The organism is Microbispora sp. GKU 823 (genome assembly GCF_002027145.1).
GTDB classification, from domain to species: Bacteria; Actinomycetota; Actinomycetes; order Streptosporangiales; family Streptosporangiaceae; genus Microbispora; species Microbispora siamensis.
The window spans coordinates 25,088-36,731 of the sequence record NZ_MWJN01000087.1 but is presented as its reverse complement, the minus strand read 5'-3'; the positions used below and the strand labels follow the sequence as shown (position 1 = coordinate 36,731).

Genomic DNA, 11,644 nt, shown 5'->3' with positions numbered 1-11,644 from the left:
ACTACACCGAGTGGTGGCGGATCCTCAACGGCTACAAGGAGACCTACCCGCTGGGGTACGAGGAGTTCGCCGACGGGCTGCCTTCGATCACGGTGTCGGCCGGGCTGAGCGGCGCGCTGACCGGGCCGCAGGCCATCCGGGGCGGGGTGGAGGAGGCGGGCCACGCCCGGCGGATGGCCGAGGCACGCGGCGGGGGAGTGGTCACCAGCGACGAGATCTACACGCACGCGCTGCTGCTGGCGACCGTGCCCGGCGACGTGCGGTCCTCGTTCGCCGGACGGCTGCTCGGGCCGCTGTTCGACTACGACCGGCGGCACGGGGCCGAGCTGGTGCGCACGCTCGGCGCGTTCCTCGACTGCACGGGATCGTGGAACGCCTGCGCGGAACGGCTGCACGTGCACGTCAACACGGTGCGCTACCGGATCAGGCGGGTCGAGGAACTGACCGGCAAGGACCTGTCGTCCATGGCCGACCGGGTCGACCTCTTCCTCGCCCTCCGCGCCGGCTAGCCGCCCACATCGCTCAGCCGTCTCCGGCGGCTCGCACGCCGTCGAGCAGGGCCAGTTCCTCGCGCGCGAAGCCCACCCAGTATCCCGCGCCGTACTTCTCCGCGACGGCCAGGGTCTCCAGCAGGTGCGCGCGCGCCTGCTCGACGCGGCCCTTGAGCCGTTCCGCCCGCCCCAGGAGGCCCAGGCACCTCAGCTCCATGCCGCGATGGTGCCTCTCCCGGCTCAGGGCGAGGGCCTTCCGGTAGACGATCGCCGCGGACCAGGGGTCGTTCTGCTTCTCGTGCACCCCGGCCATGCCGAGCAGCACCTCTCCCATGTGCAGGTCGTCTCCTACCCGCTTCGCGAGCCGCCCGAGTTCGCGCCACGTCGCCCTGGCCTCCGCGACGCGGCCGAGACCGAGCTGCGCCGCGCCGATGACCGTGAGGGCATGCCGCTCGCCCACCGCCGCCCCGATCTTCCTCGCGATGCGGAGCTGCTCCCGCGCCGACGTCAGGGCTTCTTCGTACTGATGCATCGAGTTGAGCATCACGGAGAGGTTGCCCAGGGCTCTCATACGCACGAAGGAGTCCCCGGCCGTGCGGCGAAGGTCCACCTCGGCGCGCTGGTGGACGAGTGCCTCCTCGTACCGTCCCGCCGGGCCCAGCCCCAGGGCGACGTATCCGTGCGCGAGGGCCGAGATCTCCTGGTCCTCGAGGCGCTCGCCCACGTCGAGCGCCTGACGGCCGAGGGTCACGATGTCGTTGTGGTGCCCGACGAAGGTGTAGGGCCATTGACACGAGAAGCCGAGGTGGGCGCCGGAACGCGCGAGGGAGGGGACCGGCGAGGCCATCGCCTGGGCCGCCAGGGCATTGATGTTCGCACGTTCTCGCCGCAGCCACGCGGACGCGTCCCCGGCCTCCGTCAGCGTGAACGGCTCGCGGTCGGCGAAGTCGTGCGGAGGATGCACCCGGTGCGGATCGAGCAGCCTCATGACGAGCCGTACGCTCCGGCCGTACAGGCCGAGGACGCGGTCGAGGGCCTCGTCGCGGTCCCGCTCGTTCAGGCGCCGCTGCGCCAGTTCCATGGCGAACAGCCGCACCAGGTCGTGCAGGCGGAACCGGCCATGGTCGCCGGGTTCGGCCAGATGGGCGCGGACGAGGCGGGCGACCGCTCTGTCCGCCGCGTCCCGCGGCACGTCGAGCAGGGCCGCCACGACCTCGGGCGTGGCGTCCGGCGTGCGCAGGACGCCCAGATGGCACAGGGCCGCGGCCGCCGCCCGGTCGAGTTCGTGCGGGCTGCCCGCCAGATGGTCGAAGCTGAGCTGGAGGCTCGCGCGGACGGCGACGTCCCCCGATTCCAGCTCGTGCAGCACCCGCCCCTCGCCGTGGAGCCGGGCGTTGAGATCGCCGAGCCGAGTGTGCCGGTTCTCCGCCAGGCGGGCCGCCGCCAGGCGCAGGGCGAGGGGAAGCCCGCCGCACAGGGCCACCAGTTCGGTGGCGGCGGCGGGTTCGGCGGCGACGCGCTCGGCGCCGGCCAGCTTGGCGAGCATGGTCACCGCCTCGGCGTGCGGCATCGTGCCGAGCGGAACCGCGGCGCAGTCGTCCACGACGGCGAACGACTCGCGACTCGTGACGAGCAGGGCGTTCCCGGCGGGCAGCCCCAGCAGCGGACGGATCTGTTCCGGGCCGGCGGCGTCGTCCAGCAGAATGAGCACGCGCCGGCCCGTCAGGCGGTCCCTGAGCATGGTCGCGGCCTCGTCCGGATCGGCCGGGACCGTCTCCGGACGCACGCCGAGGCCCCGTAGCAGCCTGCCGAACAGGTCGAGGGGGTTCAGCCGCCCGACTCCCGGCGTCGCGCCGAGCAGGTTCACGTACATCTGGCCGTCCGGATAGTGATCGCTCACCGTGTGGGCGGCCCGCACCGCGAGTGTGGACTTCCCCGCTCCCGCCGTGCCGGTGACCGCCACCACCGCCTGAGGGGTGCTTCCGTCCCAGGGGGCGAGCAGCGCGCGCAGGCGCACCAGCACCTCCGCCCGCCCCACGAAGATCTGCGGGTCGCGCGGAAGCTGACGCGGCCGCGGTCCTCTCCGGAGGAGACGACCGCCGTGGGGAACGGCGCCGCGCCGAGAGAGGGGTCCGCGCGCAGGATGAGCTCGTGCGTCCGCCGCAGGGACTCGCCGGGATCGACGCCGAGGCGCTCGGTGAGCAGCAGCCGGGCGTCGTGGAAGACCTCGAGGGCCTCGGCCTGCCGTCCGCAGCGGTAGAGGGCGAGCATCAGCAGCTCCCTGGCACGCTCCCGCAGCGGGTCCTCCACGATCAGCCCGGTCAGCGTCCCCAGGGCCTCCTGTGGCCGACACAGCCGCAGCAGCGCGTCGGCGTGGTCCTCCCGTGCCGTCAGACGCAGCCCTTCGAGCCGGGCCCGTTCGGCCTCGCAGAACGGGCCGGGCAGGCCGCCGAGAGCGGGGCCGGCCCACAGCGCCAGCGCGGCCTCCAGTTCGCGCAGCCAAACGGGGAGGTCCTCCTTGGCCTGGTAGCGGCGGGCCTCCGCGAGGCGTCGCTCGAAGTCCTCGGCGTCGGTACGGCACGCGTCCCGTGCCAGGCTGTAGCCCCTCGCCGACTGGGTCAGCAGCGTGAACGGCCCGCGCCGGCCCCGGTCCGGTTCGAGCACCCGCCGCAGCCCGGCGATGTAGGTGTAGACGCTCTGCTCGGCCGTCTTCGGGGCGGCGCCGCCCCACAGGTCGCCGATCAGCCGTTCCTTCGGGACGACCCGGCCCGCCCTGGCGGCGAGCACGCACAGTGCGGCCCGCTGCAGCGGCGGCCCCGAGTTCACCTGCCGGTCCTCCACCCAGGCGGTCACCGGCCCGAGGACGCGGAGCCGGAGACCGGCCTGCCGCACGCCGGATCGGTCGCTCGCCATGGTCGGGAGTCCCTCCTTCCGTCGCGTGACGTTCAGCGGCTCAAGGCGAGGTGCGCCGGCCGGGGCTGGACGGATCCCGAGCCGGGGAAGGCCGTAAGGACGGCCCGCAGTTCGGCCTCCGCCTCGCCGCGGAGTTCCTCGTCCCTGGAGGACTGTGCGATCGCCAGCGCCCGGTGGGCGCAGGCAAGGGCCTGCTCCGGCTCGCCGAGGAGGCGGTGTGCTCTGGCGAGCAGGGTGAGGGACCGGCACTCATGGACCCGGTGGCCGAGCTCGAACGCGCATCGCAGGCCGCGCTCCAGGCTGGACTTCGCGTTGAGCGGGTCACCGCAGTCCAGGTACAGCCTGGAGAGTATTTCCAGACCCACGGCCTCGTGGTAGCGATCTTCCGCGGCATGGGCGAGCGCGAGCCCCTCGCTCAGCAGGCGCAGCGCCTCGTCCACCTCGCCCAGCCCGTGGCAGGCCTCTCCCCCCACCAGCAGCGAGTGACGCTCACCGACGGCGGAGCCGATCTCCCTGGCGATCACCCGCTGGGTCTCGGTGCACTGGCGCGCCTCCGCGTACTGATCGAGCCTCAGGTGGGTGAAGGCCATGTTGCCCAGCGCGCGCATCTCGCCGAACCGGTCCCCGAGCACGCGTCTCAGCTCCAGCTCGGCCCGCTGGTGCGGCATGGCCTCCGCGGCCCGGCCGTAGTGGAGCAGGGCGGAGGAGACCTGACCGTGCGCCAGGGACATGATCTCCGGATCGCCGGTCCGCTCGCCCACGGCCAGCGCCTGCCTGCTCAGATGGAGGTGCTCGCGGCGGTGCGCGCCTCTCGACAGCTGCCAGTACAGGGAGAACCCGACGTAGGCCCCCATGCGCGCGATGTCGTCGTCCTCGCTCACCAGCGCATGCGACGCCGCGGCGACGACGTTCGCCAGCTCCTCCTCCAGCCAGTTCCTGGCTTCGCCGGGAGAATCGAGTTCGGCAGGGCGCTGCGGCACGGCGGGCCAGGGGAGCTGCACGCGGTTGGGGTCCAGCACGGTGCTGGCCTGCCGTGCCGTCGCGCCGTAGAACCCGAGCGCTCGCAGGAGGGCGTCTTTGCGGGCCTCGGGCGCGAGGCGGGTGTCCGCCAGCTCGATCGTGTACAGCCGTACGAGGTCGTGCATGCGGAACCGGCCGGCGCCCGCGGTCTCCAGGAGATGCGCGCGTACGAGGCGGTCGAGCGCCCGCTCCGCGGCGTCGGCGGGCTCGTCGACGAGGGCGGCCACGACGTGCGCCGTCACATCCGCCACGTGGAGAAGGCCGAGATGGCACAGGACCCGGGCCGCCAGCCGGTCGAGGACGGCCTCGCCACGCGCGAGGCTGTCATAGCTGAATTCGAGGCTGGAACGCACGGCGGTCTGGCCCGCCTCCAGCTCGTGCAGCGTCCGCCGCCGATCCTCCAGCCGGTCGACCAGCTCTGCGGGCGTCCACTGCGGCCGGTCCACGAGCCGTGCGGCGGCCAGGCGCAGGGCCAGCGGCAGCCCGCCGCACAGGTCGGCCAGGCGGGCCGCCGCCGCCGGGTCGGCCGCGATCCGCTCGGCCCCCACGAGCTTCGCGAGTACGGTGACGGCCTCCGACCGCAGCATGCTGCCGAGGACGAGCTGGACGCAGTCGTCGGCCACCGCGAACGACTCCCGGCTCGTGATCAGCACGCTGGTGCCGGCCGGCAGGCCCAGGAGGGCGCGGACCTGCTCGGGCCCCGCCGCGTCGTCGAGCAGGATGAGGGTCCTGCGGCCCTCCAGCCGGTCGCGCAGTGTCGCGGCGGCCTCGCCGCACTCGGCACGGCACCGCCTCGCCCGGCAGTCCCAGGGCGCGCAGGAGCCTGCCGAGCACGTCGATCGGCTTCAGACGCTCCACGCCCGGCGTCGCCCCCAGGAGATTCACATAGAGCTGGCCGTCCGGGAACGCGTGGACGGCGGCGTGGGCCGCGTGAACGGCCAGGGCGGACTTTCCCGCTCCCGGGGCGCCGGTGATGGCGACCACCGCCTGTGGGGCCGCGCCGTCCCAGGGGGCGAGCAGCGATCGCAGGCGGGTGACCTCCTCGGCCCGGCCGACGAAACCGCTCACCGCCCGCGGCAGTTGGCGAGGGGGCCGCGAGGATCCGGCGTCGGTGCCGGCCGCACCGTCGTTCACCCGGCTGAGCGAGGGATCGGCCCGCAGGATCAGCTCGTACCGCTCCCGCAGCGTCTCGCCGGGGTCCACCCCGAGCCGTTCGGAGAGGAGCCGTTTGATATCCATGTACGCGTTCAGAGCGTCGGCCTGCCTGCCGCAGCGGTAGAGCGCGAGCATGAGCAGGTCACGGGCGCGCTCCCGAAGGGGAGCGTCGCCGACGAGCTCGGTCAGGGCCGTCGCCGCCTCCTGGTGAAGTCCGAGGCGGAGCAGCGCGTCGGCGCGGTCCTCCCGCGCCGCCAGGCGCAACTCCTCGAGGCGGGCCCGCTCCGCCTCGGCGAACGGACCCGGGACGCCGCACAGGGCGGGACCCGACCAGCATCCGACGGCGGCGTCCAGTGCGCGGAGGCAGCCGCGCAAATCGCCGTCGCCGTCCAGCCGGCGGGCCTCGGACAGATGGCGCTCGAAGTCGTCGACGTCCACCTCGACCGGCCCGCGGGCCAGGACGTAGCCGCCCGACCGGGACAGCAGGACCGAGTAGGAACCCCGCCGGCCTCCCTTCGGCTCCAGGACCCGCCGCAGCCCGGCGACATAGGTGTAGACGCTCTGCTCGGCGGTGTTGGGCGGGCGTTCCCCCCAGAGCCGGCTGATCAGCGCCTCCTTGGTCGCGACCTGTCCCATCTGGGCGGCGAGCGCGCACAGGGCCGCGCGCTGCAGAGGAGGTCCGAGGTCGACGCTCCGCCCGTCGCGCCATGCGGCCAGGGGCCCGAGCATCCGCAGGCGGCAGGGCGAGTGGTCGGACGTTTTACGCTCATTCGCGCTATCCATACGTCTGAACTCCACCTGGTAACGGCGTAGATGCATTCTGTGCGTCACCGCGATCGGGTGAATACGCGCTCCCGCGCTCGACGCGCACGACGAGTCGCCACTGCGCTCGTCGCCACTGCACCTCGGCGGTTCCCCCCAAAACTGCGGCGTCGCGATGTCATCCCCGTGTTCGCCGGCCGTGGGCACGCCGTCGGGCTCGTTCCGGCAGAGCATCAAATATGCCATCTCGCATCTAGATATCGTCTAGACGCTTCTGATAATGCGCCGGTTCCAGTTGGCCCGGAATCTTCTACTCACCGGTAAGACCGACTGCCGCCTCCTTTGACCTGCCCAGATGCCGGAGGGAGTTGCGGGCCGGTGATTGCGGGGAGACCCGGTTCCGCGGCAGGGAGCGATGACCGGCGAACGCGTCCCACCGGGAAACGCGCCGCCGGAGTGCCTGCCGCCGCCCGCCCTGACCCCCGCTGACCTGCTCTGATCCCGAATCAGCTGAGCGTTCGCCGTTCTCGCCGGCCTCCGATGCGGACCGCCGACCGTACGGACGCGAGCGCGGGACGGATGGCTCCGCGCAAACGGGCCCGTTCGCCCGTTGTATGACGGTCTGGTACGCCCGCCGCTTTCATGCCGGGATTGCGAACCGGCCAACCGGCCGCCTTCACAGATCGGGCCGGCGGTCGCTCACGCTGTTCTCGTGAAGGCCGGCGTCGGCGGAATTCCGAAAAGCCCCTCGGATTGGCGTCCGCCTGCATCGGTGAATTCGATATCGCAGCCGTTCGATGTGCTTGCGAACAGGAAAGTGGTCAACGCCGGTTGCGGGTACAATTCCTGGGACGGTTTTCTGTCGGAAATCGCGACCCGGACTGTGAGCGGCGTCCGCCGGCGACAGCGGCTCCGTTCCCCGTTGATCAATCGTCTGCCGCCCGGCCCGTATCAGGCGGACGTCCGATCCTCGGCGGCGGGGTCCTCCGCCGAGGACGCGACGTCCTGCTCCGACTGGTGGCCACCGGCTCAGCAGCAGCTGGGATCCAAGGTGGCGTATTGGCGGTCGGGAGACGCGGCAGCGCCGTTGGCCGTAGCATTGCCACCAACGGTCACAAGGGCCAAAATCAGGGCGGTAAGTAGATACGAGGCTGGGCGGCGCACGGTGGATCTCCCATCAGCTCAGATTGCCGGGCCTACAATATTTCAGGAGTTGCCAATGGCCGCGCAAGATCTGGTCGGACAGCGCATCAAGGCGATACGGCGGCAGCGCGGGCTCTCGCAAGCGCAGTTGGCGCATCCTGAACTTTCCGATAGTTACGTATCACTGATCGAGAGCGGCAAGAGGACGCCGACGCCGGCCGTTCTCGAGCTGCTCGCCCAGAAGCTCGACTGCTCGCTCACCTACCTCGTCAACGGCGTGACGGCCGAGCAGATGGAGGATCTCGAGGTCGGCCTGAGCTTCGCGCGGATGGCGCTCGAGAACGGCGAGGTCGCCGAGGCCCGCCGCAGGTACGCCGAGCTGCTCGCGGACAACAACCTGCTGGGTCTCACCGCGCTCCGCGTGGAGGCCCGCTACGGGTACGCCCTGGCCCTGGAGGCGTGCGGCGAGCTCGGTGAGGCGATCTCGGTTCTCAACGAGCTCAACGGCTCCGAGACGGAGGCGATGCCGCAGGAGCGCAAGATCGCCGTGGCGCTGGCGCTGTGCCGGTGCCACCGTGAGCGGGGCGACTTCTCCGCCGCCGTGCAGGCGGGTGAGCAGGCGCTCGCCACCTTCGCGCGCAGCGGCTGGAACGACGAGCTGGTCGAGCTCGGAGCCACCCTTCTGACGGCGTACATGGTGCGCGGCGACCTGCTCCGCGCTGGCCACTTCGCGAACGAGCTGCTGGCCGCGGCCGAGACACTCGGCACCCCGAGGGCGACGGTGGCGTCGTGCTGGAACACGGCGCAGGTGGTGGAGAAGGCCGGCCACGGCGAGGAGGGCATCGCGCTCCTCGAACGGGCGCTCGCCTACCAGTCCGAGAACGGCGAGCCCCGCAATCTCGCGCGTGTACGTACGGCGTACGCGTCGATGATGCTCCGGGTCCGTCCCGAGGAGGCGGAGAAGGCGCGCGATCTGCTCCTGCGGGCCCAGGGGGAGCTGGAGGCCTCGGCGAGCAGCACCTTCGACCGTGCCCGGTGCTCCAGCGTCCTCGCGTGGGCGGAACTCGTGCTCGACCGTCCGGACAAGGCGGTGGAGCATCTCCAGGACGCGATGACGCACCTCCAGAACACCAAGAGCGGCCTCCTGTCCGCCGCCAACGTCCTGTTGAGCCAGGCGTACTTCCTGCTCCACCAGGACGGGGACGCGGCCGCGGCGCTCGACTTGGTCACCGGCTGGCTGGAGGACGCGCCGCAGACCCTGAAGGCCGCCGAGGACTGGATGAACGTGGCGGAGATGCGGCGGCGGATCGGAGACGACGAGCAGAGCGTCGCCGCGTACCAGCGCGCGCTGGCCTGCGCCGGGCTCTGACCGCGCCCACGGCCACCGCGCTCACAGACAGCCGGGCGCGGCGCGACCGGGCGTGTCCTCGGGGTATCCCCAGTCTTCCGATGCGGGGTATGGACCGGACCCCCGCGTCGGTAGCCTGGGAGGTGCCATGAAGAGACCCTTCCTCGCCGCCTTCGCCGCGCTCGTGGCGGCTCTCCTGCTGTGCGCCGCGCCGGTCCTGCCCGCCCAGGCGCACACCTCGCTCAAGAGTAGCGATCCGCAGAAGAACGCCCAGGTCAAGACCTTGCAAAAGGTCACGCTCGAGTTCGCGGACTCCGTTCAGTTCCCGGTCGTGGTCGTCCGCGGTGAGGACGGCAAGCGCTACGAGAAGGGCGACCCGGTCGTCGACGGGCCCAAGGTCACCGAGGCGGTGACCGAGCCGGTTCCCCCGGGTCGCTACACGATCGCCTGGCGGGTGGTCTCTCCTGACGGGCACCCGCTCGAGGGGGAGATCCCGTTCACCGTTGTCGGCGACCAGTCGGTGGGGGCGGCGACCTCGGCGGCGGCTCCCGGTGACACGTCCTCCGCGCCTGCGGCCGCCGCGCCCGCGACGGCAGCCGCGGCGCAGGCCGATGACGGCGGGCAGAAGGGCGTTCCCGGGTGGGTCTGGGCGGTGATCTTCGGGATCGCCGGCGTCGGCATCGGGATGTTCCTGAGCCTGCGGAAGAAGCCGTGAACCGGGCGGTGCGCCTGACCGCCGCGGCGCTCTGCGCGGCCGTCGGCGCACTCGTCGTCGCGATGGTGCTTGGCGGCGCCGCGACGCCGCGGATCATCCCCGGCCTGCCCGACGAGGGCACCCTGACCCGGTGGATGCTGCCGCTGTCGAAGCTCGCGATGGACGTCTCCGGCGTCCTGACCGTCGGTCTGCTGGCCGCCGCCGCGGCGTTCCTGCCCAACGACAAGGGCCTCCTCGGCAAACAGGCGCAGAGTTACGTGAAGGGCGCGTCGTGGTCCGCGCTGGCCTGGGCGGTCGCCGCGGCGGTGGCGCTGGTCTTCAGCCTGTCGGAGACCCTCGGCGCGCCGGTGGGGCAGATCCTCGCCGGCAACGAGCTCACCAGCTACGCCAGCCAGGTGCCGCAGGGCATCGCGCTGACCCTGGTCGTGCTGTTCGCCGTCGCCATCGCGCTGTTCGCCCGGGGGGCGATCACGGCGGGCGCCGCCGGGGGGCTGCTGGTCTTCGCGCTCGTGACGCTGCTGCCGCCCGCGCTCACCGGACACTCCTCCTCCTCGCCCAACCACGGGCTGGCCACCACCTCGGTCGCCATGCACCTGCTCTTCCTCGCGCTGTGGGTGGGCGGCCTCGGGGTGGTCTGCGTCCACGCGCTGCGCGGGCAGCCGCTCCTGGACGTCGCCGCCGCGCGCTTCTCGCGCATGGCGCTGTGGTGCTTCGCCGGGGTCGGCGTGTCCGGGCTCGCCGCCGCCGCCTCGCGCCTCACCTCGATCGGCGAGCTGTTCACCTCGAACTACGGCCTGCTCCTGCTGGCCAAGATCGTCGCGTTCGCCGTGCTCGGGTTCGCCGGCTGGCGCCACCGCGGCCGTACGCTGCCGAGGCTGACGGCGGGGGAGCCGCACGCCTTCCTCCGCCTCGCCCTCGGCGAGGTCCTGCTGATGGGGGCGACGATCGGCCTGGCCGTGGCGCTGTCCCGGACCGCCCCGCCGCCCGTCGACACGCCGGTCGACCGGGCCTTCGAGCTGCTCGGCTACCTGGTCCCGCCGCCGCTGACGCTCGCGAACCTGCTGACGCTGTGGTGGTTCGACCTGTTCTTCGCCGTGCTCGCCGTCGTCATGGCCGGTCTGTACGGCGCGGGCGTCCTGCGGCTGTCCCGCCGGGGCGACCGGTGGCCCGTCGGCCGCACGGTCAGCTGGTACCTCGGCGTCGTCATCCTCGTCCTCAGCACGCAGAGCGGTGTGGCGCGTTACTCGCCCGTGCTGTTCAGCGTGCACATGACCGAGCACATGATCCTGTCGATGCTGGTCCCGATCTTCCTGGTGCTCGGCGCGCCGGTCACGCTGGCGCTGCGCGCACTCAAGCCCGCAGCCCGGCGGGGCGACCGGGGACCGCGGGAGTGGCTCACGGTGATCCTGCACAGCAGGGTCCTGAAGTTCGTCAGCCACCCCGCCATCGCGACAGCGATCTTCGTGGTGTCGACGTTCGCCCTGTACTTCACCCCGCTGTTCGCCGCGGCGATGGAGGAGCACCTTGGTCACATCGCGATGACCGTGCACTTCCTGCTGAGCGGCTCGCTGTTCTTCTGGGTGATCATCGGCGTGGACCCGGCGCCGCACAAGCTGCCCCACGTCGGGCGGCTGCTGCTGCTCATGGTGACCATGCCGTTCCACGCGTTCTTCGGGATCGCCCTGATGAGCATGGGCACCGTGCTCGCGTCCGGTTACTACGACCAGCTCGGGCGCACCTGGGGCGCCTCCTCGCTGGCCGACCAGCAGTCCGGCGGCGGAATCGCCTGGGCCTTCGGTGAGATCCCCACGCTGATCGTGCTGCTCGCGCTCGGCTTCCAGTGGTGGCGCGACGACGAACGCGTCGCGCGCCGGGCCGACCGCCGCGCCGACGCCGCAGCCGCCAAGTCCGGTGGCACCGGAGACGCGGAGCTGGACGCCTACAACGACTACCTGGCGAAGTTGAACAGGCGGGACAGGGCCGCCGAGTAGGCCGCCCGTCTCGGCGGGCCCTGCCGCCGCTGATCGTCACCCGCCGAAACCACGCGGCGCTCGCCGAAACCACGCGGCGCCTCGCCGGAACACCGGCGAAGCGCCG

The 11,644-nt window shown here is 72.2% G+C and carries 7 protein-coding genes and 1 pseudogene; 4 read left to right on the top strand and 4 right to left on the bottom strand.

Annotated features, from left to right (window positions below):
- Nucleotides 1–509, top strand: a 509-nt coding sequence (locus B1L11_RS33355; protein ID WP_179155444.1) for a helix-turn-helix domain-containing protein, incomplete at its 5' end; no start/stop codon positions are given.
- A gap of 13 nt (nt 510–522) precedes the next feature.
- On the opposite strand, the gene B1L11_RS33350 is transcribed toward B1L11_RS33355, so the two are convergent.
- The 4 genes and pseudogenes from B1L11_RS33350 to B1L11_RS52540 form a co-directional block, all read right to left on the bottom strand.
- Complete coding sequence (locus B1L11_RS33350; protein ID WP_256863106.1) at nt 523–2,502, bottom strand: NB-ARC domain-containing protein; 1,980 nt, start codon at nt 2,500–2,502, stop codon at nt 523–525.
- Nucleotides 2,388–3,404, bottom strand: coding sequence for an AfsR/SARP family transcriptional regulator (locus tag B1L11_RS52550; protein ID WP_079319331.1), 1,017 nt, complete (start codon nt 3,402–3,404; stop codon nt 2,388–2,390). The genes B1L11_RS33350 and B1L11_RS52550 overlap by 115 nt, the downstream gene beginning before the upstream one ends.
- A 32-nt stretch (nt 3,405–3,436) precedes the next feature.
- Nucleotides 3,437–5,143: a hypothetical protein gene (locus tag B1L11_RS52545; protein ID WP_256863105.1), complete on the bottom strand. Its 1,707-nt coding sequence runs from the start codon at nt 5,141–5,143 to the stop codon at nt 3,437–3,439.
- Between the two features lie 451 nt (nt 5,144–5,594).
- Nucleotides 5,595–6,308, bottom strand: a pseudogene (locus B1L11_RS52540) (BTAD domain-containing putative transcriptional regulator); the annotation flags it as partial.
- A gap of 1,252 nt (nt 6,309–7,560) precedes the next feature.
- Between B1L11_RS52540 and B1L11_RS33330 the strand changes: the two are divergent.
- From B1L11_RS33330 to B1L11_RS33320, 3 genes are all read left to right on the top strand, one after another.
- Nucleotides 7,561–8,853 carry a helix-turn-helix domain-containing protein gene (locus B1L11_RS33330; protein ID WP_079319329.1) on the top strand — a complete coding sequence of 431 codons (1,293 nt, stop codon included), beginning with the start codon at nt 7,561–7,563 and terminating at the stop codon, nt 8,851–8,853.
- Between the two features lie 127 nt (nt 8,854–8,980).
- Entirely contained in the window at nt 8,981–9,547 is a 567-nt protein-coding gene (locus tag B1L11_RS33325; protein WP_079319328.1) for a copper resistance CopC family protein, read from the top strand.
- On the top strand, nt 9,544–11,538 hold the full coding sequence (locus tag B1L11_RS33320; protein WP_256863104.1) for a bifunctional copper resistance protein CopD/cytochrome c oxidase assembly protein: 1,995 nt from the start codon (nt 9,544–9,546) through the stop codon (nt 11,536–11,538). The genes B1L11_RS33325 and B1L11_RS33320 overlap by 4 nt, the downstream gene beginning before the upstream one ends.
- Nucleotides 11,539–11,644: the final 106 nt, after the last annotated feature.

Bases quoted from the DNA above. Each gene is read 5' to 3' on its own strand.
- B1L11_RS52550 (WP_079319331.1), bottom strand. From the start codon at position 3,404: ATGGCGAGCGACCGATCCGGCGTGCGGCAGGCCGGTCTCCGGCTCCGC.
- B1L11_RS33330 (WP_079319329.1), top strand. From the start codon at position 7,561: ATGGCCGCGCAAGATCTGGTCGGACAGCGCATCAAGGCGATACGGCGG.
- B1L11_RS33325 (WP_079319328.1), top strand. From the start codon at position 8,981: ATGAAGAGACCCTTCCTCGCCGCCTTCGCCGCGCTCGTGGCGGCTCTC.